We start from the raw sequence: 24795 nt of genomic DNA, 5'->3' as shown, positions 1-24795 counted from the left end.
CCTATGGTGTCTGCGGCAGAACGAGGCGTGGGCAAGGCTTTGGCATTATTGCTTTTATGAAACTCGGGGCCGCTACTCACACTTCTGGCCATGGTGTATCCTATGCGCCATTCATGCGAACTGCAGGGTGTTTCATGTCAGTATCAAGACGAAAATCGGCACGCCAGTCCGGACCGGTAGCGTGGCTTGCATTGCTGGGCCTTATGGTTGCGTCTTTGTGCGCCCCCGTCTCGGCGGTGACCGTATCAGGGCTCTATAACGTGGAGGTTCCGGTTGCTGGCTCCTCCCCAAGCGAGCTGGCGGTGGGCTACGCTGATGGTTTGGCGCGAGTGTTCGTGCGAGTGTCCGGCACCCGGGAGGTGCTGGAGCAGGAAGGTGTTGAGGCGCTGCTTGCCGACGCCGAGTCGCTGCTGCTGTCGTACCAGTACCTGCGCGGAGAGACCGGCGAAAACCGGCTTCGCATGGCATTTGGCGCTGTCGGGGTTAACCGTGCCCTGGCGTCAATCAACGCGCCGGTGTGGGGCGCCAATCGCCCTCTCACATTGGCCTGGGTTGCGGTCGAAGACCGCGGCACGCGCACTCTGATTACCGAGCAGGCGTCTGGCACCGGTGCCAGCCGTCAGGTGTCCTCTATCTGGCAGCAGGCGTTTGACCAGGCTGCGCAGGAGCGTGGCCTTCCCGTGGCCCTGCCGCCTGCAAAATTCAGCGGCGACCGGGAACTCCTGTCGGATCTGTGGGGCCAGTTTATCAACCGCATCCGCAACGCCTCAGGAGATCTGGATCAGGATGTCATGGCGCTGGTGCGGGTCAATCGCAGCGGCGGTCAATGGCGCGCGGGCTGGGTTTTTGACGGCATGGCCATGGACGGTGGTGAAGAGTCGGTTACCGCTGACAGCCCAGAGGCCCTGGCGCAAACGGTAATCAACCGCTGGGCCGAACGGTACGCCGATCGCTATGCCGTGGCGGCAGGCAAGGTGGCCGAGTCGCCTCAGGTCGATATCGTGCTGAAGGGCGCCTCTTCCCTGGCGGACTATGGCAAGGTCACCAAGGTGCTCGAAGGTCTGACTCCGGTGCTCAGTGCCGGTGCCACCCGGGTTAAAGGCGACCAGCTGACGCTTCGCGTCGCCTTCTCCGGCGAGCTGGACCAGCTCAAGGAATACATCGCATTGGATCCCCGTTTCGTGCCGCTGGAAGCCGAGCCGGCGACGTCGGCGCCAGCGCAAGAGGCTGCCGAGTCAGGATCGGGTCAAGCTGAAGCCTCCGCAGCAGAGCAGGGCGCCGAAACCGGTGGCCAGTCCGAAGGTGGTAGCGAGGAGTCCACTCAGTCAATGTTTACCTATCAGCCTATGCCGGTGGATGAGCAGGAGGCTGAACAGGCGTTCGAATCCCTCTATCAGGTGCTGTATTATCGGTGGCAGTCAACGCCCCGGATCAGCAATGGTGCTGGAGAGGGTATTGGCGAGAGTGCTGGAGAGAGCGCTGGAGAGAGCGCTGGAGAGAGTGCTGAAAAGTAAGGCGCTACCGGAGGGAGCCTTGTGAGTTTGGAACGCTGGCGCTGGATTCCCAATGCCCTGACGTTTTTGCGCATCCTGCTGATTGCTCCTTTTGCAAGGGGCCTGCTGACCGAAAATTATCGGCTCGCACTGCTCATCTTCGTTGTCGCGGCTGCCACCGATGCCTTCGATGGCTTCCTGGCGCGCCACTTCAATTGGCGCTCACGGTTTGGAGCGGTGGCCGACCCGCTGGCGGACAAGGCCCTGTTGCTGACCGCCTACCTGATGCTCACGCTGACCGAGGTGTTGCCGGTCTGGTTATTCATTCTGGTGCTTGGCCGCGATCTGCTTATCGTTGGCGGAGGCCTGGCTTATCACTACGGTATCGGACGCTTTGATATGGAGCCCAGTCTCCCGGGCAAACTGAACACCTTCATCCAGATTCTGGTGGTGCTGGCCATCATCGTCCTGTTGGCGGGGCTGCCGATGCAGCCCTGGGTCATGGACGCGGGCATATTGTTGGTGGCCGTTTCGGCGATCTTCAGCGGCGGGCACTACCTGATGGTTTGGGGCCTGCGGGCCTGGAGGGCCAGGCGGTCGTGAGTGCGTCACAGCTACCCCTGGGTATCAAACTCCGGGACGATGCCCGATTTGGCAACTTCCACGGTGATCGTAACGCCGATTCTGCCGCACGTCTGAAGGCGGTCTGCAGCCAGCCCCGGGGGATTCCGGTGGTGGTCATCTGCGGCGATTCCGATACCGGTAAAAGCCATCTGCTGCAGGCTGCCTGCCACGATGCCGAGCATCGGGGCACTCTGGCCGTGTGCATCAGCATTGCCGAACTGGAGCCCTTCGGCCCCGAGGCCTTGGCCGGACTCGATGGCGCCGACGTTATTTGCCTCGACGACCTTGACCGCATTGCTGGTCAGCCGGCCTGGGAAGAGGCGGTCTTTCATCTTTACAATCGGGTTCAGGATCGCGGTGGGCTGCTCATTGTGAGCTTGTCCGAGGTGCCATCAGCAGCGCCATTCAAACTTCCTGACCTGGTGTCCAGACTTTCCCACGGATTGCTGATCCAGCTTGGCATATACCGTGATGGTGACCGTCTGCGCATCCTTATGGCCCGTGCAGAGCAGCGCGGCCTGGTCATCGGGGACGACGTTGCCACCTTCATTATGCGGCGCGCACCGCGCCGGCTTGGAGATTTGCTGGCAATTCTGGATACTCTGGATGAGAATTCGCTTCAGGCTCAGCGCAGGCTGACCATTCCGTTCGTGAAGACCGTGATGGGTTGGTAAACGGAAGATCGCCCACAACTACAAAGCGTGCAAGGGAGAGACTAAATGAGACGGGTTGTATTCAATCAAAAAGGCGGCGTTGGTAAATCCAGCATCACCTGTAATTTGGCTGCAATCAGTGCAGCCCGTGGCAAACGGACGCTAGTGGTGGATCTCGATCCCCAGGGCAACTCTACCCACTACCTGCTGGGCAAACCCGCCAGTGAGCTTAGGGATACCGTGGCGGACATGCTGGAGCAGACGGTAGCGTTCACGGTCTTTAACCGTCGTCCGGACGAATTCGTGCACGCGACACCCTATGACAACCTGTTTGTTATGCCGTCCAGCCCGGAACTGGACTTCCTGGAGCGAAAGCTCGAGGCCAAGCACAAGATCTACAAACTGCGCGAAGCACTGAAAAAGCTGGGTGAGACCTTTGATGCGATTTACATCGATACCGCTCCGGCCCTGAACTTCTACACCCGGTCGGCGCTGATCGCCGCCCAACGCTGTCTGATTCCGTTCGATTGCGACGATTTCTCGCGTCAGGCGCTGTACAACATCCTGAACGAAATCCGTGATCTGCAGGAAGACCACAATGAAGACCTGGTGGTGGAAGGCATTGTTGCCAACCAGTTCCAGCCCCGCGCCAGTCTGCCCAAACAGCTGGTTCGTGAGTTGACGGAAGAAGGCCTGCCGGTTCTGCCGGTGCGCCTATCAAGCTCGGTCAAGATGAAAGAGTCGCACCAGGCCCGTCAGCCGCTCATTCACATGGCGCCCAAACACGCCCTGACTCGCCAGTATGAAGACCTGTTCGGTGTACTGCACGGCGAGAAGGTGGAGCTGGCGCCCCTGGCCGATTAGAGAAGACCCGCCATGACCGAACCGCGAGACGACATAGGGCAGGTTGCCGACAGCCTGCTACAGATCGAGATGGAGCTGCGACAGCTTGGCCTGTGGGAGGCCGAGTGGCCATCTCAGGAAGCGTTGCAGAGTACCCAGCCGTTCTGTATCGACACTCTCGAATTTACCCAATGGCTGCAGTTCGTGTTTGTGGTGCGGATGAAGGTGATCATCGAGCAGGGGCACCCGCTGCCGGCAGTGTCCGGCATGGCGCCCATGGCTGAAGAGTATTTTCGGGCTCGGCCTGAATCCGGTCAGGGCCTGATCCAGGCTCTTGAAGAAATCGATCAGCTTCTGTCCGGAGGCTGATCGCAGCAGGTGCATGGCCAGTTAGTCCAGACGCATAGAAAGATCGGTGGCCTTGATGTCTTTGGTCAGGGCGCCGATCGAAATGTAGTCCACCCCGGTTTCCGCCACCGGCACCAGGGTCTGTTCGTTGATGCCCCCAGAGGCTTCCAGGCGTGCCCTGCCTGCAGTGAGGGCCACTGCCGCCCGCATGTCTGCCAGTGAAAACTCATCCAGCATGATCACATCGGCGCCCGCCGCCAGTGCCTGGTTCAGTTCGTCCATGTTTTCCGTTTCCACTTCCACTAGCCGGCCAGGCGCAATGCGTCTTGCTTCTGCGACGGCTTTGGCGATGGAGCCACAGGCTGAGATGTGGTTTTCCTTGATCAGGAAGGCGTCCCACAGGCCAATCCGGTGGTTGAAGCAGCCTCCGCAGGTAACCGCGTATTTCAGGGCCAAGCGGAGGCCCGGCAGGGTCTTGCGGGTATCCAGCAGGCGCACACTGGTGTGTGCGACCTTGTCGGCATAACTGGCGCAGACAGTGGCCACGCCCGAGAGGGTTTGTAGCCAGTTCAGAGCTGCGCGTTCTGCAGTCAGCAAGCTCCGCGCCGGTCCGCGCATCTGGAACAGCACCTGATCCGGCACCACCTTGTCGCCATCGTGAGCCTGCCATTCCAGCACTACGCTCGGATCTACCTGGCGGAATACTTCGTCCACCCAGTCTTTGCCTGCCACGGTGGCATGTTCACGGGTGATGACCCTGCCTGAGCCCTGGGTGTCTGCGGCAATCAGCTGAGCGGTGATGTCGCCGTCGCCAATATCCTCACGCAGGCTCTGGGCGACAGTTTCAACTCGGGATTGGCGTAGCAGTTCAGCAGGGATCATGGTGTCGGGTCCGTTGGAGTCTGGGTGGAACATGAATTTAGGTGGGGATTCTATAGGCCTTAAGGGCATTCGCCAATCGGGTGGTACCGAACTGCTAAACTGTGAACAGCGTCTGATCTAAACAAAAGGTGACAAAATCTGACACAAGCTGACGTGGCCAGCTCGTAAGATGAAGTGACAGTACACGTTACGCACTCGCGCGATCAGACCCGGAGCAGTTCAATGGCGCAGGATAACAAGATTGTCAGTATGGTTGGCCAGAAGCCGCTGCAGCGATTTTCGTTGCCGCCGGCGTTGATTCGATTGCGTGACGCATCGGGTCAGTCGCTGCAGAAAGTCCTGGCAAATTTCTTCGATCGCGCAGACGATGCCCTGTTTGAGCTGGCCGATCGAGCCGCCACCAACGTTGATCAAAGCGCCTATTTTGATGCCATGCGTGAACTCCGGCTCCAGCGCAAGGCAATGGTCGTCTCCGTTTTGCAGCACGTCAGCCAGGCCTTCAATGATATTGGCAAGTTTAAACCGCGCCAGGCCTCTGGTTCGCTCGGTGGGGTGGATCAGGATTCCCTCAGCCTGGTGGATCATTCCCAGCTCGAACAACAGGTTGCCGTCGACAATCTGGTCAACAAGTTACGCAATCGCTATGCCGAGCAGATTCGCTTGCTGTTGGTGCGGGTTAGCCATCTGGTTCCCAGAGTGGATCTGGCAGACAACCAGATGCCATTGAGCCCGGAGGTGATATGCGGCGGCGTGGCCGAAGCTTGTGCCGATCTGGACATTGATATCCGGGCCAAGCTGGTCGTGCTGAAGATGTTCGATCGCCTGTTGGCCGATACCCTGGGTGATTTTTATCAGGAAGCCAATCGCACCCTGGTGTCGGAAGGCGTTCTGCCGGATATGAAGCGGCCACCGGTGGGGTCGTCTCGTTCAGGTCAGGGCGCGGCTCCCAGTGGCAGTGCTCAGGCTGGTGTGGCCCCAAATGGCGGGATGTCGGGTGTCGGACAGCAAAACGGCGTGGCGCCCCCGAGCGGTGGCAATGCGCCTCGTGTTGACATGGGCGGGTACAGTGAACAGTTTGCACCGCGGGCGACCTTCTCGGAATTGAGCGCACTGTTGCATCAGGGCGGCGGCTCCTGGGCGAACCGTACACAGGGAGCGAGCGAAGGGCATCTGGACACCGATGGTTTGATGGCCCGGCTCAGCGAGGTCCAGGTCACGTGTGGCCAGTGGGGCGAGGGCCAGGTCGTTGCGTTGAATGATCAGCTGGCGCCGGTGCTCACAGCCAGTAATGGCAATTCCTACGAAGTCGGGCAGGTCGACAACGATGTCATCAATCTGGTGTCCATGCTGTTTGATTTTATTCTGGAAGATCGCCAGCTCCATCCGGTGATGAAATCCCTGATCGGGCGATTGCAGATTCCGGTGTTGAAGGTTGCCCTGAGAGACCGGAACTTCTTTAACCGCGGAGGTCATCCGGTTCGCAAGCTCCTGAACGAGCTCGCTATGTCCGCCATTGGCTGGGCCGAGAAACGCTCCGGGCAGCGCGATCCGCTGCGGGACAAAATTGAATCGGTGGTCGAACGGATCCTGAACGACTTCACCGACAACGTCGGCTTGTTCGAGGAGCTGCTGGATGAATTCAGCCATTTCATGGATCTCGACCGTCGTCGACGTGAGCTGGTGGAGCAACGGCTGCGCGATGCCGAAGAGGGACGTGCCAAGCAGGAGCAGGCCGCTGACGCCGCCAACGGTGTGGTGGATGCTTTGCTTGCTGAACGAGACGTGCCGGCACCAGTCAGTGAGCTCTTAAAGGATGCCTGGAACAAATACCTGCAGTGGGTAGTGCTGCGTGAGGGGGTCGAAAGTGAGCGCTGGACCGAGGCCCGGGCACTGACCGAGCGCCTGGTTTGGAGTGTGGCCCCCCATCCGGTTACCGAGACCACCCGCGGTGATTTGCTGCGGGCCATTCCGACCATCGTTGATGATTTGCGCCAGGCACTGCAGGAAATATCCTGGGATCCGTTTGCCACCGATTCGGCGATTCGTGACCTGGAGTTGGTGCACGTGGATGTGTTCCAGCAATTGGTCACGGCGCCTGCCCGGTCGGAAGCGGCGTTAGTAACGCCGGTAGAACCCGAATCTTATTCAGCGTCTGAACCCCTGCCGCAGGCAACACCCAGCCCGGTGACTGAGGCCGACAAGGCACCGGTTACACCAGAAGTGGCCGAGCCTCAACCGGAGGTGGCCGAGGAATGGCTCAAGCGTGCGGATGGCCTGACAGTTGGCTCCTGGATTGAACTGTCCAGAGACGGCACTAAGGTGCGCTGCAAGCTGGCGGCGTTCATCAAGGCCACCGGCAAGTACATTTTCGTCAATCGCAGCGGCGCCAAGGTGGCGGAGTATCATCGTGAGAACCTGGCAGCGGCCTTGGCTGCCAGCGAGATTACCCTGCTGGATGACGGCCTGATTTTCGACCGGGCCCTGGAATCCATCATCGATAACCTGCGCAGCAGCCGCAAGGACTGAAGTCGTCCTGCCAGTCGTAGCCAAGCCGGCGTCTTTGTGCTTCAATCAGGGCATTCTGTAATGCCCTGATACCTTTGGATTTACCTTGCCGCACTCAGACGCCAAACCAGCCAGACAGGTCTTTTCCGACCACACCATCACCACACTCCGCGAGACCGGGAAGCTTCCTGAGGCCCGCTGGTGCCCCTCTCCCAATTTTGGCCCACGCCCCGATAATGCCTCGGTCTCTCTTCTGGTGGTGCATAACATCAGCTTGCCACCGGGTCAGTTTGGCGGGCCAGAGATAGAGGACTTTTTCTGCAACCGGCTGGACCACACGGCCCATCCCTACTTTGAAACCATCGCCGGTATGCAGGTGTCGGCTCATGCCCTGATTCGCCGGGATGGCTCGATGGTGCAGTTTGTCAGCCTGCTTGATCGCGCCTGGCACGCAGGCCGCTCCAGCTTCCAGGGCGAGGAAGAGTGCAATGACTTCTCCATCGGCATCGAGCTTGAGGGCGCTGACGACGTGCCCTACACCGAAGACCAGTATCGTCAGTTGGCCGCCACGGCCGACCTGATCATGACCGCCTGGCCTGCAATCACGCCGGAGCGCCTGACCGGGCATTGCGACATTGCCCCGGGCCGCAAGACCGATCCGGGTCCGGCCTTTGACTGGTCCCATTTTCGCGCCGTTCTGGCTAACGCTGCAGTCGCCGGGGAGTGACGCTTCATGGTTTTGATCGTTTTTCTGCTTGCCTACCTGATTCGACGCCAGCTCGACGCCACCAACCGGCTGTCTGGTGACAAACTCTGGCGGCACTGGTTCCGTCGTGCCAACACGGTGAAGGCGGGGCACGAATCCGGCAACGGTGTGGGGCTTACGCTGATTCTCCTGCCGGCGCTGGGGGCAGGGCTGGGCATTTTCGCGCTGGGCGCGATTGGCTGGCAAATTGCGGGCTACCCCCTGGAAATCCTGGTTCTGGTGTTGCTGATGGGCGCTCCGGGCTGGAACACCGTGCTTCGCGCTTATTCCATGTCCTGGCGCCGAGGTGATATGCAGGCGGCCTGGCGCAATGTTGAGGATCGCCTGCCAGCGGACGAGCGGGGTGCAGCCTTGTCACCAGATGCCTTGCACCTCTCCGTTGCGCGGGTGTTCATGGTCACCGTGTTCCAGCGCTTTTTCCTGGTTGCCTTCTGGTACGTGGTTGGTGGCATAGGGCTGGCGGTCTTGGCCCGGGGCATGGTGGCCCTGGCTGAGCAGTGGCCACGGGCAGCAGCGCGGCCGCGGTTTCAACGCTACGCGGAGATTCTGGCCTGGATTCCGGTGCGGTTGTTGTCGGTGACCTTCGGGATCGCAGGGGATCTGGCCGGCTGGCTCAGGGAATCGCCGGATGGCGCGGGGCGATTGCGCAAAAATGTCGCCGACACTCTCATGATTTCTGCCAACGGGTCGTTAACCAGGTATGCGCTGGATCCGAATCGGTTCTCGCAGATGCATCCGGAGGAGTGGGCCGATTTCGGCGGCCGGAGCCTGAGTGCCATCCGCGATTTGCTGAACCGCAGCATGCTGGTCTGGATTTGTGCGCTGGCGTTGCTGGTGATTTTTGGCATCGTCTGACGGTAGTAGGGTCAAAGACATAACATTTTAAAACAACAAATAATGCTCAAGGTTTTAGATCCTTAGGCGATAATACTAAATAAGAATCAATGTTCATTTGTTGAACAGCCAACAAGAAGAGTGACCATGAAGCAACTCATTTATCCCGCCATAGCACTGATGAATCGGCTGCCCATGGTGTATAAATTCAGCCTGATCAGCATTCTTTTCCTGTTGCCGATCGGAGGGTTGTCCTGGCTGGTCATGTCGCAACTGAATCAATCGGTGCAGACCATGACCCGCGGGGTTGAGGGGCTTGAGCAGCTGCGCAAGGCTGAACAATTACTCTCTTCTTCGATGGCGTATCGGGATTACCGTGCCCCCGGCATCCTCAAGAACGAAGACGAGCTGATTGCCGCCTCCGAAGAAGCCGCCGACGAGGTCGACGCCATCTTTGAGTCGCTGCTGGCGGAAGAGCGCTCTTTTGATGCCTCTGGTTCCTGGGCGGAGCAGGTTACGGCCCTCCGGCAGGACTGGGAAGCCCTGCGCGCCGATGATAATTACCAGGGCAACATTGATCCCCAGTTCAAGTACTACCAGGAATTTGTCCAGAAGGTGGTGGCCTTGCTGCCGGCTACCGTCGAGATTTCCGGTCTGGGGCAGGACTCCTCCCGACAGAACCAGTTGCTGCTGGGACTGGTCCGCGAGGCGCTGCCCGAAGCGCGCAGTGTCATCGGCCAGGCCCGTTCCTATGGCAGCTTTGCTCTGGTGGAAGGCCAGGTCGGTTACGCCCTGAGCGAGGTTCTGAACAGTATCTACGATCGCCTGACCAACCGTGCGTCCCTGCTTGAACCGGCGTTGTCGGTGGCCTCCGAGGCCTCGGACCAGTTGTCTGAAGACGCCGGCAACAGCATCGATCAGGTCAACGAGAGCCTGATTGTGGTGCGCGACCTGCTTGAGCTGAACGTGATTTCACCCATGCGCCTTGAAATGCCCTGGCAGCAGTACGACAGCCGGATTCGTGCCCAGCTTGATAGTTACAACGAGCTGACTCTGGCGATCTTTGATGTGATGGAGGCCAATCTGTCCTCGCGTTTGGAACAAGAGGTCAATCAGCGTCGGCTGATTGTGGTTGCCCTGATCGCGATCTTGCTGGTGGTGGTCTACCTCTATGTGGGTTTCTTCATGTCGGTGCGCAACGCCATCAACCGCTTTACTGAGGCGGCCCGGAGTGTGGCAGCGGGCGATATGACCACACACATCCAATTGCGCAATCAGGATGAACTGGGCGAGCTGACTGACGAATTTAACAGCATGACCGACCGCATTGCGGAGCTGATTCGCTCGGTCAGCCGCACCACCGGCGACGTCGATCAGCAGGCAAGACGGGTGAACGATACCGCCGCAGCCAACAGCAGCGCCGTGGCTCGTCAGATGGAGGAAAGTGGTCAGATCAATGAGGCCATGAACCAGATGGTGAGCGCGGTCAGCGAAGTGACCGAAAGCGCACATCGCGTGGCCGACAGTGCTGGTACCGCAGAAAGCGATACCGACACCGGGCGCAAGGTGGTGGCCGACACCGTTGAAACCATCAACCGGTTGGCGGCGGAGATTTCCGGAGCGGTTGACGTGATCAACCGGGTCAGTCACGACAGCGATAACATCAGCCAGGTGCTGGTAGAGATCAAGGCGATTGCCGAACAGACCAACCTGTTGGCCCTGAACGCCGCAATCGAGGCGGCCCGGGCTGGCGAGCAGGGCCGTGGTTTCGCGGTGGTTGCCGACGAGGTTCGCTCACTGTCCCAGCGTACCCACAAGTCCACGGAAGAAATCGAAGGCATGATCTCGCGCCTGCAAAGCGGCGTGAAGGACGCGGTGTCCGCGATGACCAATAGCCGGGATGTGACCGAGAAAACCGTGACCAAGTCCGGCGAGGTCACCCATGCGCTCGATCGCATTGCTCAGGGCATTTCAACCATCGTGGACATGAGCCATCAGATCGCCCAGGCGGCGGAAGAGCAGTCGGCGGTGGCCAAGGATGTGAACACCAGCGTTGAACAGATTGGGGAACTGGGTCAGACCACGGCCGCCAACGCCGAGGAAACCTTGGGCTCATCCCGGGAGATGTCGGAGCTGACCGCTTCACTGCAGCGCCTGGTGGAAACGTTCAAGGTATAAGTGAGCTGCGGCAATAAAAAATCCGGCCTTAAAGGCCGGATTTTTTTTGTTCCCACAAAATCTCTTCCCCGTTTTCCCGTCGTGCCAATACCCGGGCGACAACGAACAGCAAGTCCGAAAGCCGGTTCAGGTAGTGTCGGGAGGCGGTGTTGATGGAATCCTCGTGTCCCAGGGCAACCACGATGCGCTCGGCGCGGCGGCACACGGCTCGGGCCAGGTGACACTGGGCCGCGGCTGGCGAGCCACCGGGCAGCACGAAGTTCTTAAGCGGCGGCAGGCCCTCGTTGTAGGTGTCCAGGGTCTGTTCCAGCCAGTTGATATGGTCCTCGCCAATCACCGTGCTGCCTGGAATGGCAAATTCGCCGCCCAGGTCGAACAGGTGATGCTGAATTCGGCGCAGGCTTTCAATCAACTCATCGTCACTGTCGAGGGTTTCGATCAACAGGCCAATGTGGCAGTTGAGTTCATCGGCGGTGCCCATGGCATCAACCCGTTGGGCGTTCTTGGCAATCCGGTTGCCATCGGCCAGGCCGGTCGAGCCGTCGTCTCCGGTTCGGGTGTAGATCTTCGAAAGGCGATTGCCCATGGGCGTGCTCCTGTTAATTTAGTGACAGATGATGTACCCGCTCCGCCAACATTTGGTTCACCGGTGTGGCGATTCCTTTTGACCGGCCCAGCCGCACCAGGAAGCCATTGATGTAATCAATCTCGGTGGCGCGTCCATTTTGCACATCGCTGCGCATGGACGAGGTGTTGCGAGCGGTATTTCTGGCAACGGTTTCGATGCGTTCTCTCAAGGTTGCCGGTGCTTGCCGTGGCTGACCTGCCGCCACCATCAGGCTGGCGATCTCCTCGCACAGGCCATCAATGTGGTTCTGGAACAGCTCGGCGTGAAGAATGTCGCCGTTGGGACAGTCAAGCAGGGCGGTGAACGGGTTGATACCGGCGTTAACCACCAATTTCTGCCATAACCGGCCAAGGATGTCGGCTTCCGGATGCACGGTGAGGCCACTGTTGGCCAGGGCCGTAGTGCAGTTGGCCAGGACCGCATTGGCCGGGCCGGTCATCGGGCCAAGCCAGGTGGCGCCGGCACCGGCATGCACCACCCGGTCGGGCGATGGCCGGTTGGCGCCTTCGGTGGTACTGGCGGCCAGTATGGGTCGTTCCGGCCAGCGCTCGGCAACCTGTTGCTGGCTACCCAGACCATTCTGGAACAACACGACAGGCACGGTGGGCGGAAGGGACTCGGCAATGCCCTTCAGGGCCGTCAGGGTGTCGCCTGCTTTGGTGGTAACCAACACCAGCTCAGGCATCTGTGAGGGTGTAAGCCAGGGTACTGTGACCGCGCGCTCGGTGCCATCCAGGGCGCGGAAGTTGTAGCTAAGGGGTGTGCTGGGGCTGTGCCCGGGGCGGGCAATGAAGGCGGGCTCATCGGCGGGCAATGAGGCGGCCCATAGCCGCCCCATTGCACCTGCGCCAAGAATGGCAATCATGCCGTTACATGGCCTCGATGTCGGCCCGTTGCTCACTGAGACGGGACAGGCTGCTCTGGGCATCCCGGAGCTTGTCCTGTTCTTTCTCCACCACTTCGGCGGGCGCCTTGGCGGTGAACTTCTCGTTGCCCAGCTTGCCTTCCAGGCGGCCAATTTCCTTCTGCAGCCGCTCCAGCTCCTTGTCCAGGCGCTTGAGCTCAGCGTCCTTATCAATCAGACCGGCCATGGGTACCAATACTTCCATCTCGCCAACCAGTTGGGTGGCGGACATCGGGGCTTTTTCACCGTCAAACCAGTCCAGGCTGTCCAGCTTGGCCAGTGACGCCAGGAACTGACGGTTGTCGTCCATGCGGCGCTTGTCGTCGGCACTTTGGCCACGCAGCAGCACCGGTACCTTTTTGGCCGGAGAGATGTTCATCTCGCCGCGGATGTTGCGCACGGCCAGAATCACGCCTTTGAGCCACTCGATGTCGGCGGTGATGGCACTGTCCTGCTTGCCGCTGTCCGGTTGCGGGTAGGGCTGCAGCATGATGCTGTCGCCGGATTTGCCCGCCAGCGGGGCGATCCGCTGCCAGATTTCCTCGGTGATGAACGGCATGATCGGGTGCGCGACTCGCAGCACGGCTTCCAGTACCCGGACCAACGTGCGGCGGGTGCCACGCTTGGCTTCGGCACTGGCGCTGTCGTCGCTCAGCACCGGCTTGGACAGTTCCAGGTACCAATCGCAGTATTCATTCCAGATGAATTCGTACAGCGCGTAGGCGGCCAGATCGAAGCGGTACTGGTCCAGGTGACGAATCACCTCCTGTTCGCAGGTCTGCAGCTCGCTGATGATCCAGCGGTCTGCCAGGGACAGCTCGACTGGCTCGTCGTTGACGCCGCAGTCTTCGCCTTCGGTGTTCATCAGCACATAGCGCGCGGCGTTCCACAGCTTGTTGCAGAAGTTGCGATAGCCCTCGAGGCGCTTCATGTCCCAGTTGATGTCACGGCCGGTGGTGGCCATGGCCGCCAGGGTAAAACGCAGGGCATCGGTGCCGTGAGCGGAGATGCCTTCCGGGAATTCTTTCTGGGTGCGCTTGTCAATCTTCTCAGCCAGTTTCGGCTGCATCAGATTGCCGGTGCGCTTCTCCAGCAGATCATCCAGGCCGATGCCGTCGATCATGTCCAGGGGGTCAATCACGTTGCCCTTGGACTTGGACATCTTGTCGCCGTGCTCGTCCCGGATCAGGCCGGTCACGTACACGGTGTGGAAGGGCACCTGAGGCGTGCCGTCTTCGTTCTTCATGAAATGCATGGTCATCATGATCATCCGGGCGACCCAGAAGAAGATGATGTCGAAGCCGGTGACCAGCACATCGGTGGGGTGGAATTGCTTCAGGCGTTCGGTGATCTCGGGCCAGCCCAGGGTGCCAAAGGTCCACAGCGCGGAGCTGAACCAGGTGTCCAGCACGTCGGCGTCCTGGGACAGTTCCAGATCGCCGTCGAGGTTGTGCTTCTGGCGCACTTCTTCTTCGCTGCGGCCCACGTAGATGCTGCCGTCGGCGTCGTACCAGGCCGGGATGCGGTGGCCCCACCAGAGCTGACGGGAAATGCACCAGTCCTGAATGTCACGCATCCAGGAGAAGTACATGTTCTCGTATTGCTTGGGCACGAACTGGATACGGCCGTCTTCGACCGCTTCAATAGCGGGCTTGGCGAGGGTCTTGGCGTCGGCAAACCATTGGTCGGTCAGCATCGGCTCGATGATCAGCCCGGAACGGTCACCCCGGGGCACGCTCAGAACGTGATCTTCTTCCCGCTCAAGCAGACCAGCTTCGTTCAAGTCAGCCACGATGGCTTTGCGGGCCGCTTCGCGGGTCAGACCGGCGTAGGCGCTCGGCAGCTGGCCATCGATCTCGGTGTTTTCGGTGCCGTCGAAGTTAAAGACTTCGGCGATGTCCCGGATGTTGGCGTCCTGGGTCATCACGTTGATCATCGGCAATTCGTTGCGCTTGCCAACGGCATAGTCATTGAAATCGTGGGCGGGGGTGATTTTGACGCAGCCACTGCCTTTTTCAGGGTCGGCATGGTGGTCGGCCACGATCGGGATACGACGGTTTACCAGCGGCAGCATCACGTGCTTGCCGATCAGGTGCTGATAGCGCTCGTCGTCCGGGTGCACGGCAACGGCGGTATCGCCGAGCATGGTTTCCGGGCGGGTGGTGGCGACCACGACATAGTCTTTGCCGTCCTGGGTCTTGGCGCCGTCAGCCAGCGGGTAACGCAGGTGCCAGAAGAAGCCCTTTTCTTCCTTGTTCTCCACTTCCAGGTCGGAAATGGCGGTGTGCAGTTTCGGGTCCCAGTTCACCAGGCGCTTGCCGCGATACACCAGGCCTTCGTCGTACAGACGGATGAACACTTCCTGCACGGCTTTGTAAAAACCGTCGTCCATGGTGAAACGTTCGTGGTCCCAGTCCACGGAGTTGCCCAGGCGACGCATCTGGCGGGTGATGGTGCCGCCGGATTCTTCCTTCCAGTCCCAGATCCGCTTAATGAACTCGTCGCGGCCCAGGTCGTGGCGGGTCTTTTCTTCTTCTGCGGCCAGCTTGCGTTCCACCACCATCTGGGTGGCGATGCCGGCGTGGTCGGTGCCTACCTGCCAAAGGGTGTTGTGGCCTTGCATGCGTTTGTAGCGGGTGAGCGTGTCCATGATCGTGTGCTGGAACGCGTGGCCCATATGCAGGCTGCCGGTAACGTTGGGTGGCGGAATGGCGATGCTGTAGGACTCGCCTTCACCGGAGGGGCGGAAGTAGCCCTTGGCTTCCCAGTTTTCGTACCACTGGCGCTCGATGTTTTCTGGCTGGTAGGTTTTTTCCATGGGATTCTGCAGGTGACCGTTGGTTAGTTCGCAAGGGAAAATTCAGGACGCACGATTATACATGCTCGCCTTGTTTGCGGCGAACCTCAGCGCTTTCGTTGATCGTGGACTTTCGGTTCGATACCGAGGGCCCGGAGCTGCTTAAAGTGTGATCGTGCCTGGTTCAGAACCGCGGGGTCGTTATGGGCGACCAGGGCAAGCCGTTTGAAACGGTCGGCGTCGGCCGGCAGGGTGGCCGACAATATGACCACGGTGTCCCAGTCCTCGGCCACGGGTGGGCACAGGAGGATGCCAACGGGCTCGGAACAGGTGGTGGCGGAATCGGGCACTAAGCTGTGCGGGATGAACGCATCCGGGCTGAAGTTCCAGAGCAGGTCGTCCAGTTCTTGAGCCTGCTGCATGGTATCGCACACCACGCAGACGCGATCGCCTTGTTGCCAGGCCTTGTCCACCAGTTTGGCGGCGTGCAGGTTGCGGGCAGCGGGCGTGTTCTGGGCCAGGATGTGGAACCAATAGCGTTGATTGGCGTCGCTCTGTCCGGTTCCTTTTTGGCCGGGAGCCGAGGCAGCGGTGCTGCCCGGCTCCGGGTGTCCGTCGGTGTTATTTGCCGACATGAGACATCAGGTAGTTAACCAGCAGGGGTACCGGGCGACCGGAGGCGCCTTTGGCCTTGCCGGAATGCCAGGCAGTACCGGCGATATCCAGGTGCGCCCAGCGGTATTCCTTGGCGAAGCGGGACAGGAAGCACGCTGCGGTGATGGTACCGGCGGAGCGATCACCGATGTTCTGCATGTCGGCGAAGTTGCTGTCCAGCTGGCTCTGGTAATCGTCCCACAGCGGCAGGCGCCAGGCGCGGTCGTCGGAGCGTTCACCGGCGGCCAGCAGCTCATTCGCCAGTTCGTCGTTGTTGGCAAGCAGGCCGGAGGCGTGGTGGCCCAGGGCAATGATGCAGGCGCCGGTCAGGGTGGCCATGTCGATCACCGCTTCCGGATCGAACTTCTTGACGTAGGTGAGGGCGTCGCACAGAACCAGGCGGCCTTCGGCATCGGTGTTCAGAATCTCGACGGTCTGGCCCGACAGGGTGGTGACGATGTCACCCGGGCGGCAGGCGCCACCGTCCGGCATGTTTTCAGCGGCCGCGATTACCGCAACCACGTTGATCTTGGGTTGGGTTTCCGCCAGGACCTGCATGGTGCCAAAAACACTGGCAGAGCCGCCCATGTCGTACTTCATCTCGTCCATGCCGGCGCCCGGCTTCAAGCTGATGCCGCCGGTGTCAAAGGTGATGCCTTTACCGACCAGCACGTACGGTTTGTCCTTCGGGTTGCCGCCGCGATATTCCATCACGATCAGGCGCGGCGGCTGGGTGCTGCCCTTGCCGACGGCAAGGATGGTGTTCATGCCCATCTTTTCCATCTGCTTTTCGTCGAGCACTTCGGTCTTGATGCAGTCGTTCTCTTTGGCCATCCGCTTCGCTTGCTGGGCCAGATATTCCGGGTGACAGATGTTGGGCGGGGTGTTGCCCAAATCGCGGGTAAAGTTCATGCCGCGACCGGTCGCCAGACCCAGATTGAAGGCGTCTTTCAGGCCCTTGCCGCTGCCGGAGGCGGTAACCACAAGCTTGTTGAGCTTGCGCGCGGCCGGCTTGTCGCTCTTGTAGTCGTGGAAGGTGTAGAGCTGTTCTTCCAGGGTGCGACCGATCAGGTTGAGGCGAGCCTCTTCCGAACTGACGGCGTCGGTGCCGGTTACGGCGGTGTCGGTCAGCGTGATCAGCGCGGATTTGGAGGGGCCGTCTTTCAGAGCGCCGACCATGGCAATCAGGGCCTTGCGGTAGGTGGCCTGGGTGCGCTCGCTGTCATTGCCGGTGCCCACAACCACAACCCGGCTCCAGGGCTGGTTGCTCAACGGTACGGTACGGGTGGTGGCGTTTTTGCCACTGATGTCGCCGTTCTTCTGGAGTGTCTTGATCAACCCGTCCAGCGCTTCATCGGCCTGAGTCGTGGATTCTGGCCAGGTGCCTTTTTCGGGCAGGCCAATAACAAGACAGTCGGCTTTGGTGCTGGCAATGGCTTTACTGCTCAGGCTGAAATTCATGGCAACTCCTGTTGATTCTTTTGAAGAACTCACCGCCGAGGGCGGAAGCGATTTCCGATCTAGTCTAGCATTGGGGCTGGCCGCGGATTTATCAAGCCGTGGGGCTACTTACGTGAGAGATGCGTGAGAGATGCGTGAGAGTTGGGCGAGAGCCAAGCGCCAGGATTGTCCGTATGGTCCCGGCTCTGTCATTCGGCCCGAAGGTTACATAGAATACGCGCAGTTACCTGTTTCCTCCATGATTTACCGGCACCGGCAGAGAGATCCTTTTGACCATTATTTTCCGTTATCTAATTCGCCAGGTGATGATCAGTATGGTGGCCGTCTCCGGCATTCTGTTGCTGGTGTTCATGAGCGGCCGGTTCCTGAAGTACCTGGGCAGCGCCGCGGAAGGCGAGATTGCGGCCGATGTGCTGTTCTCGATTATGGCGTTCCGCTTTCCCGGCTTCCTTGAACTGATCCTGCCGCTGGGCCTGTTCATCGGCATTCTGCTGGCGTACGGGCGCATGTACCTCGAAAGCGAAATGACGGTGCTGTTCGCCTGTGGTGTGAGTGACCGGCAACTGCTGACCAAAACGCTGCTCGGCAGCCTGCCGGTGATGGTCGTGGTCGGAGTCATGAGTCTGTATGTATCGCCCTGGGGCATGAAGCAGGTGGAGCAGATCTTCAACGAGCAGCGCCAGGCCACCGAATTTGAAATGCTGGCGCCCGGTCGTTTTCAGGATTTCAGTGCCGGTAACCGTGTGACCTATACCGAAGGACTCAGCGACGACAAGCGGGAGCTGCGCGGCGTATTCATTGCGGAGTACGGCAAGGATGGCGAGGGCATCACCATCTTCACCGCCAATTCCGGATCCCAGCTGATCGATGGCGAGACCGGCAGCCGGTTTCTGATTCTGGAAGAAGGGGGCCGTTTTAACGGCGAGCCCGGCCGGCTGGATTACAACGTCACCGGCTTCGAAGCCTACGGTCTTAAAATCGAGAGCGGGGAAAAAGGCACCCGAGAGCTGGAGGAAGGGCTCAGCACCCTGGCCCTGATGAAGTCGGACAACCTTGAGGATCGTGCGCTCCTGCACTGGCGCTTCTCGTTGCCATTGATTGTGCCCATCGTGACCCTGCTGGCGGTTCGTCTGAGCCGGGTTAATCCACGCCAGGGCCGGTTCTTTCACCTGCTGCCGGCGATGCTGGTGTACATCACCTACCTGGGTCTTCTGATCGTTGCCCGCGATGCCCTCGCCGATGGCAAGGTGCCGGAGTGGATCGGGATGCTCTGGGTGCACGCGCTGTTCCTGGCGTTTGGGCTCTGGCTGCAATTCGGGCCGGCGTGGCTGCATAAGCGCAGGGCACTGAAGGAGGCGCGTACCCATGCGTAGGATTGACGGTTATGTCATGCGCACCGTTGGCGGTGCCATGTTTCTGGTTATGGTGGTGGTGTTGTCGCTGGACCTGATCTTCGGGTTCATCGCTGAGCTGGAAGACACCCGCAACAACTACCAGACCCTGGAAGCGCTCTGGTACGTGGCCCTGACCTTGCCGCGGCGTATCTACGATTATCTGCCGCTGGGCGCCTTTATGGGCTGCCTGGTGGGGCTTGGCTCCATGGCCAGTTCGTCTGAACTGACGGTCATCCGCGCCGCTGGTGTTTCACTGAAACGCATCGTCTGGTCGGCCATGAAGCCGGCTTTGGTGGTTGTTGTTCTGGGTGTGCTGATCGGCGAATACGTGGCGCCGCCGGCTGAACGCCTTGCCCAGAGCGAGAAAGCGGTGGCTCTCGGTGCCGGCAGCAATGTCGCTTCGGCGGAAGGGTTATGGCACCGGGAAGGCGATGTCTTTATTCATCTGAACGCCGTGCAGCCCAATGGCGTGCTGCACGGCGTGTCACTGTTCCGGTTCAACGAGGCGCGGGAGCTGAAATCGGCCAGTTTCGCCAAGCGCGGTATTTTTCAGGGTGATCACTGGCGCCTGGAGGATGTTCGCCGAACGCTGATTGAAAAGGAAGGAACAGAGCTGGAAACCGAGCAGTCCATGCGTTGGGAGACTGGGCTCTCGCCCCAGGTGCTGAGCGTGCTGATCGTAAAACCGGAGAATCTCTCGATGTCTGGCCTGTACACCTACGCCAGCTATCTGGAAGAGCAGGACCTGAGCGCGTCGCGGTACTGGCTGGCATTCTGGAAAAAGACCCTGATGCCGCTGGGAACCGGGGTGATGGTGCTGGTGGCGATTTCCTTTATTTTCGGCCCGCTGCGGTCGGTGACCATGGGGTTCCGGGTGTTCACCGGTTTGCTGGTGGGCCTGCTGTTCAAGTACATGCAGGATCTGCTCGGGCCGATGAGCCTGGTGTATGGCTTTAACCCGATGCTGGCGGTGCTGATCCCGATTGCCATCAGCGCGGCGGCCGGCGCCATCCTGATGCGCCGGGCCGGTTAGTCGAGCTGCTGGCGGTTATGTGCTTTCTTTCGGAACCTGCACCACCACGCTGCCGGACAGGCGATCGGTGACTGACAGGCCATTGATCGGGAAGAACAGGGCGAGCAAGGCGGGCAGGGTAATGATCAGGGTGATCGCGCCGACATAGTAGCTTGCCAGCAAGGTCAGAAAGACCACCGCGGCTGCGGTCACATAGCGGCGAAGAGCCTGGCTCCAGCTCACTGAGGTGCCGTCCAGATTCTCGATGCGGATGCGCCAGACCTGCATGCCCAGTGTCTGGCCGATGCGAGTCCAGAAATACGCGAAGAACAGGTACAGGGTCAGGAACAGGGCAAAGGTGAGACCGGGATCTCCGGACAGCTGTCCCGCTTCCGCCATCGACTCAAACTTGTCCCAGCCGGTAATCCAGCCGCCAATCATGGTGTAAATCCAGGTCGCCACGAGCAGAACCGCGATACTGATCAGGCCGTCATAGATAATGGCTAGTGCACGCTTCAGAAAGGTGGCCGGTGGCAACAGTTCTTCGGCATCATGGAAGCGTCGGGGCATGGGGTCTCCTGTGCGGTTTCACGTTTTTCCCGTTCTCGGCGTGTGCTAGAGTAGCCGATTTGCACACGCATGTAAGTATTCGTATTCAATCGCGGACGCGCCGGATTTACGGCAAGTTTCTGGAAAGGTATCAAAGGGCTATGAAAACCGCTGAGTTGCGACAGGCATTTCTCGAATATTTCAAACAGCAAGGTCACACCATTGTTTCAAGCAGTTCGCTGGTTCCGGCGGACGATCCCACGTTGCTGTTTACCAATGCGGGAATGAACCAGTTCAAGGACGCATTCCTTGGCCGGGAAGAGCGTGACTACACCCGCGCCACCACCTCCCAGAAGTGTGTTCGTGCCGGCGGCAAGCACAACGACCTGGAAAACGTGGGTTACACCGCGCGCCATCACACCTTCTTTGAAATGCTGGGCAACTTCAGCTTTGGCGACTACTTCAAGCGCGAAGCGATCAACTACGCCTGGACCTTCCTGACCGGTGATGAGTGGCTGAAGCTGCCCAAGGAAAAGTTGTGGGTGACCGTTTACGCCGAAGACGATGAAGCCTTTGATATCTGGAACCAGGAAATCGGCGTTCCGGCCGACCGCATTGTCCGCATTGGCGACAACAAGGGTGCCCGTTACGCGTCTGACAACTTCTGGCAGATGGGCGACACCGGCCCCTGTGGCCCGTGCACCGAGATCTTCTACGACCATGGCCCGGATGTGGCCGGTGGGCCTCCGGGTAGCCCCGAGGAAGACGGCGACCGCTATATCGAGATCTGGAACGTGGTCTTCATGCAGTACAACCGCACCGCTGATGGCGAGATGCTGAACCTGCCCAAGCCGTCCGTAGACACCGGCATGGGGCTGGAGCGTATTACCGCCGTGCTGCAGGGCGTACACAGCAACTACGAGATCGATCTGTTCCAGAACCTGCTGAAAGCAGCCTCTGACGTGCTCGGTGGTGTGGATGCCAGCGAGGCCAGCCTGCGCGTGGTGGCCGACCACATCCGTTCCTGCGCCTTCCTGATTTCCGACGGCGTTATGCCCTCCAACGAAGGCCGGGGCTTTGTACTGCGTCGCATCATCCGTCGCGCTGCCCGCCACGGCAACAAGCTCGGCGCTACCCAGCCGTTTTTCTACAAGCTCGCCGGGCCCCTGGCTGACCTGATGGGCGAGGCTTACCCGCAGCTGGTCAGCAGCCTGAAGCAGATTGAAAAGGTATTGCTGCAGGAGGAAGAGCAGTTTGCCAAAACTCTGGACAAAGGCCTGCGTCTGCTGGAGCAGGACATCGCTGAACTGAAAAGCGACGTGATTCCGGGCGAAACCATCTTTACTCTGTACGACACCTTCGGTTTCCCGGTCGACCTGACCAACGACATTGCCCGCGAGCGTGGCCTGACCCTGGATTACGATGGCTACGAGAAAGCCATGGAAGCCCAGCGTGACCGCGCCCGTGCCGCGAGTAAGTTCGGTATCGATTACAACGCCGCCGGGCTTAAGCTTGAAGGCAAGACCGAATTCACCGGTTACGACAACATTGATGGCCACGAGCGCATTCGCACCGTGATTGTCGGTGGCGAAGAGAAGAACGCCGAGGCGGGTGACGAAGCGGTTGTGGTACTGGAGCGCACGCCGTTCTACGCGGAATCCGGCGGCCAGGTGGGTGACACCGGCCTGCTGACCTGGAGCGGTGGCCGCTTCAAGGTTACCGACACTCGCAAGGAAGGCGAGAACCACCTTCATGTAGGCACGCTGATCGAAGGTGAGCTGTTCCCGGGTCTGGAGGTGGATGCGCGGATTGATCACGCCCGTCGTGAGCGCACCAAGCGCAATCACTCCGCCACGCACCTGCTGCACGCGGCACTGCGCAAGATTCTCGGTGAACACGTTAACCAGAAAGGCTCGCTGGTGGATCCGGACAAACTGCGTTTCGATTTCTCGCACTTCGAGCCAGTTACACCAGAGCAACTGACTGAGATTGAGCGCAAGGTGAATGAGCTGATTCTCGACAACACCCCGGTGCAAACCGAAATCACGGATATGGAGCAGGCCCAGGAAAAAGGCGCCATGGCTCTGTTCGGTGAGAAATACGGTGACACCGTGCGGGTGCTGAGCATGGGCACCGACAACTACTCGGTGGAACTGTGCGGCGGCACCCACGTTGGTCGCACCGGTGACATCGGCCTGTTCCGCATCACTTCTGAAAGCGGCATCTCCTCGGGCGTTCGCCGTATCGAAGCAGTGACTGGCATGGGCGCGCTGGAGTGGGTCGACAGCACTGAACGTACTCTGCGCGACACTGCCGGCCTGGTGCGGGCGACTCGTGACACGGTCGTTGAAAAAGTGCAGCAAACCCTGGATCGCAGCCGTCAGCTCGAGAAAGAAGTGGATGCCCTCAAAGCCAAGCTGGCAAGCTCCGCCGGTAGTGACCTGGCGGGTTCCGCTGTCGACGTGGCGGGTCTCAAAGTAGTGGCCTCCGAAATGGAAGGTGCTGATCGCAAGGCCCTGATGGAAACCGCCGATCAGCTTAAGAACAAGCTGGGTGAGGGCGTGGTTGTGCTGGCCAGTGTGGAAGACGGCAAGGTCACGCTGGTGGCCGGTGTGACCAAGTCTGCCACCGGCAAGATCAAGGCCGGTGACCTGATGAAGCATCTGGCGGCCCAGGTTGATGGCAAGGGCGGCGGCCGACCTGATATGGCCCAAGGTGGTGGCAGTGATCCGAGCAAGCTGGCGGATGCGTTGGCCGGCGTGCCTGAGTGGATTGCGAAAAATATAGCTTAAGCAACTGTTTGTGAGGTGGGTCAGGAGGGTATACTCCTGCCCACGATCTCTTACGACTGGCGAGGCGCTGCCTCGCTGTGAGTCACCGTTTCGGATATTGGGAAAAAAATGGCTCTGTTGGTTCAAAAATTTGGTGGCACGTCGGTTGGCACAACCGAGCGTATTGAAGCGGTTGCAGATAAGGTCGCCCGCTTCCGGAAGGAAGGTCACGATGTAGTGGTTGTGGTCTCGGCCATGAGCGGTGAGACCAACCGATTGATTGGTCTGGCCAACAGCATCATGGAGGAGCCGACGCCCCGGGAAATGGATGTGCTGGTGTCCACCGGCGAGCAGGTCACCATTGCCCTGCTGTCCATGGCATTGCAGAAGCGCAATTGCTCCGCCCGTTCTTACACCGGCTCCCAGGTGCGGATCGTTACCGACAGCACCCACACCAAGGCGCGCATCAAGCAGATTGATGAGCAGCGGATGCGGGAAGACCTGGATGCAGGCCGGGTTGTGGTCGTGGCCGGGTTTCAGGGCATTGATGAGTGCGGCAACATCACTACGCTTGGTCGTGGCGGGTCAGACACCACGGCCGTTGCCCTGGCAGCTGCACTGAAGGCAGACGAATGCCAGATCTATACGGACGTGGACGGTGTATATACCACCGATCCCCGTGTGGTCGACAGCGCTCGTCGCCTGGATCGCATCACCTTTGAAGAAATGATTGAGATGGCGAGTCTGGGGTCCAAGGTTCTCCAGATTCGGTCAGTCGAATTTGCAGGCAAATACAACGTTCCATTACGGGTTCTTTCCAGCTTCCAGGAAGGTGAAGGTACCCTGATTACTTTTGAGGATGAAAACGCCATGGAGCAACCGGTTGTTTCCGGCATCGCCTTTAACCGCGACGAAGCAAAACTGACCATTGCCGGCGTTCCCGATACGCCGGGGAGTGCACTTCGAATTCTGAAGCCGGTGAGTAATGCTAATATTGAAGTAGACATGATCGTTCAGAATGTGGGCGAAGATAATAAGACCGCGTTTACCTTCACCGTGCATCGCAACGATTTCAAACGCGCGAAGGAAGTTCTGCAAGGTGTTGCAGATGAGCTGGGTGCCCGTGAAGTCAGCGGCGACAGCAAGATTGCCAAGGTCAGCATCGTGGGTGTTGGCATGCGTTCACACGCTGGTGTGGCCACCCGGATGTTCGAGGCATTGTCCAACGAGGGCATTAATATTCAGATGATCTCCACGTCAGAAATCAAGATTTCCGTGGTGATTGATGAGAAGTATCTCGAGCTGGCGGTTCGTGCTCTGCACAGTGAGTTCGAGCTGGATAAGCTTGCGGTAAAGGAAGAAGGTTAAAGGGGGCAGTTGCCAGGGTTAAGTGGCAGGCCCGTTAAATAAGAGAATCATTTGCTGGCCCTATCGCAAAGTGCATTCGTATAAAGGGATGCGCGTCTTTAGGACAACAAGTGGCCTCACTATAAAATTGT

At 59.6% G+C, this 24795-nt stretch carries 20 protein-coding genes; 13 read left to right on the top strand and 7 right to left on the bottom strand.

Annotated elements, in window-relative coordinates; translation table 11 throughout:
• Window positions 1-134: 134 nt before the first annotated feature.
• From FGO67_RS13160 to FGO67_RS13140, 5 genes are read left to right on the top strand one after another with little or no spacing between them, the layout of a single operon-like run.
• The gene (locus tag FGO67_RS13160) at window positions 135-1514 is read left to right on the top strand and encodes a DUF2066 domain-containing protein (RefSeq protein ID WP_238942361.1); all 1380 of its coding nucleotides are present in this window, start codon (window positions 135-137) and stop codon (window positions 1512-1514) included.
• 21 nt (window positions 1515-1535) lie between these two features.
• Window positions 1536-2096, top strand: a complete 561-nt coding sequence (locus FGO67_RS13155; RefSeq protein ID WP_203301088.1) for a CDP-alcohol phosphatidyltransferase family protein — start codon at window positions 1536-1538, stop codon at window positions 2094-2096.
• The gene (gene hda / locus FGO67_RS13150; protein ID WP_203301087.1) at window positions 2093-2791 is read left to right on the top strand and encodes a DnaA regulatory inactivator Hda; all 699 of its coding nucleotides are present in this window, start codon (window positions 2093-2095) and stop codon (window positions 2789-2791) included. The genes FGO67_RS13155 and hda overlap by 4 nt, the downstream gene beginning before the upstream one ends.
• A gap of 45 nt (window positions 2792-2836) precedes the next feature.
• A complete protein-coding gene (locus FGO67_RS13145) occupies window positions 2837-3634 on the top strand; it encodes a ParA family protein (RefSeq protein WP_203301086.1) in 798 nt (265 codons plus the stop codon).
• 12 nt (window positions 3635-3646) lie between these two features.
• Window positions 3647-3982, top strand: coding sequence for a YqcC family protein (locus FGO67_RS13140; protein ID WP_203301085.1), 336 nt, complete (start codon window positions 3647-3649; stop codon window positions 3980-3982).
• A gap of 21 nt (window positions 3983-4003) precedes the next feature.
• Here FGO67_RS13140 and nadC read toward each other — a convergent pair whose 3' ends face one another.
• Complete coding sequence (nadC, locus tag FGO67_RS13135) at window positions 4004-4843, bottom strand: carboxylating nicotinate-nucleotide diphosphorylase (RefSeq protein ID WP_203301084.1); 840 nt, start codon at window positions 4841-4843, stop codon at window positions 4004-4006.
• Window positions 4844-5065: 222 nt separating this feature from the next.
• Between nadC and FGO67_RS13130 the strand changes: the two genes are divergently transcribed.
• The 4 genes from FGO67_RS13130 to FGO67_RS13115 all read left to right on the top strand — a co-directional run bounded on the left by FGO67_RS13130 (window position 5066) and on the right by FGO67_RS13115 (window position 11126).
• On the top strand, window positions 5066-7369 hold the full coding sequence (locus FGO67_RS13130) for a DUF1631 domain-containing protein (RefSeq protein WP_203301083.1): 2304 nt from the start codon (window positions 5066-5068) through the stop codon (window positions 7367-7369).
• Window positions 7370-7505: 136 nt separating this feature from the next.
• Complete coding sequence (gene ampD / locus FGO67_RS13125) at window positions 7506-8075, top strand: 1,6-anhydro-N-acetylmuramyl-L-alanine amidase AmpD (protein ID WP_203301220.1); 570 nt, start codon at window positions 7506-7508, stop codon at window positions 8073-8075.
• A 6-nt stretch (window positions 8076-8081) separates the two neighbouring features.
• Window positions 8082-8969: a histidine kinase gene (locus FGO67_RS13120; protein WP_203301082.1), complete on the top strand. Its 888-nt coding sequence runs from the start codon at window positions 8082-8084 to the stop codon at window positions 8967-8969.
• 126 nt (window positions 8970-9095) lie between these two features.
• Complete coding sequence (locus FGO67_RS13115) at window positions 9096-11126, top strand: methyl-accepting chemotaxis protein (protein WP_203301081.1); 2031 nt, start codon at window positions 9096-9098, stop codon at window positions 11124-11126.
• A 28-nt stretch (window positions 11127-11154) separates the two neighbouring features.
• Here the strand turns inward: FGO67_RS13115 and FGO67_RS13110 are convergent, their stop codons facing one another.
• From FGO67_RS13110 to FGO67_RS13090, 5 genes are all read right to left on the bottom strand, one after another.
• Window positions 11155-11712, bottom strand: coding sequence for a cob(I)yrinic acid a,c-diamide adenosyltransferase (locus FGO67_RS13110; protein ID WP_203301080.1), 558 nt, complete (start codon window positions 11710-11712; stop codon window positions 11155-11157).
• A gap of 13 nt (window positions 11713-11725) precedes the next feature.
• Window positions 11726-12619 (bottom strand): ketopantoate reductase family protein, encoded by an 894-nt coding sequence (locus FGO67_RS13105; protein ID WP_203301079.1) that lies wholly within the window; start codon window positions 12617-12619, stop codon window positions 11726-11728.
• Window positions 12620-12623: 4 nt separating this feature from the next.
• Window positions 12624-15476 (bottom strand): valine--tRNA ligase, encoded by a 2853-nt coding sequence (locus tag FGO67_RS13100; RefSeq protein ID WP_203301078.1) that lies wholly within the window; start codon window positions 15474-15476, stop codon window positions 12624-12626.
• Window positions 15477-15562: 86 nt separating this feature from the next.
• Window positions 15563-16090 (bottom strand): DNA polymerase III subunit chi, encoded by a 528-nt coding sequence (locus tag FGO67_RS13095; RefSeq protein WP_203301077.1) that lies wholly within the window; start codon window positions 16088-16090, stop codon window positions 15563-15565.
• On the bottom strand, window positions 16077-17570 hold the full coding sequence (locus tag FGO67_RS13090; RefSeq protein ID WP_203301076.1) for a leucyl aminopeptidase: 1494 nt from the start codon (window positions 17568-17570) through the stop codon (window positions 16077-16079). Before FGO67_RS13090 ends, FGO67_RS13095 begins: the two co-directional genes overlap by 14 nt.
• 269 nt (window positions 17571-17839) lie before the next feature.
• Here FGO67_RS13090 and lptF point away from each other — a divergent pair, with 269 nt between their 5' ends.
• Window positions 17840-18943: an LPS export ABC transporter permease LptF gene (lptF, locus tag FGO67_RS13085; RefSeq protein WP_203301075.1), complete on the top strand. Its 1104-nt coding sequence runs from the start codon at window positions 17840-17842 to the stop codon at window positions 18941-18943.
• On the top strand, window positions 18936-19997 hold the full coding sequence (gene lptG / locus FGO67_RS13080; protein WP_203301074.1) for an LPS export ABC transporter permease LptG: 1062 nt from the start codon (window positions 18936-18938) through the stop codon (window positions 19995-19997). Before lptF ends, lptG begins: the two co-directional genes overlap by 8 nt.
• 15 nt (window positions 19998-20012) lie before the next feature.
• On the opposite strand, the gene FGO67_RS13075 is transcribed toward lptG, so the two are convergent.
• Entirely contained in the window at window positions 20013-20546 is a 534-nt protein-coding gene (locus tag FGO67_RS13075) for an RDD family protein (RefSeq protein ID WP_203301073.1), read from the bottom strand.
• Window positions 20547-20686: 140 nt separating this feature from the next.
• Between FGO67_RS13075 and alaS the strand changes: the two genes are divergently transcribed.
• Together alaS and FGO67_RS13065 are read left to right on the top strand one after the other, a co-directional pair.
• On the top strand, window positions 20687-23317 hold the full coding sequence (gene alaS / locus FGO67_RS13070) for an alanine--tRNA ligase (RefSeq protein WP_203301072.1): 2631 nt from the start codon (window positions 20687-20689) through the stop codon (window positions 23315-23317).
• Window positions 23318-23425: 108 nt separating this feature from the next.
• The gene (locus FGO67_RS13065; protein ID WP_203301071.1) at window positions 23426-24664 is read left to right on the top strand and encodes an aspartate kinase; all 1239 of its coding nucleotides are present in this window, start codon (window positions 23426-23428) and stop codon (window positions 24662-24664) included.
• Window positions 24665-24795: the final 131 nt, after the last annotated feature.

This window comes from Marinobacter sediminum (genome assembly GCF_016820575.1).
GTDB classification, from domain to species: domain Bacteria; phylum Pseudomonadota; class Gammaproteobacteria; order Pseudomonadales; family Oleiphilaceae; genus Marinobacter; species Marinobacter sediminum.
The sequence above is the reverse complement of the archived record's forward strand: the minus strand, read 5'-3'. Positions and strand labels throughout refer to the sequence as shown.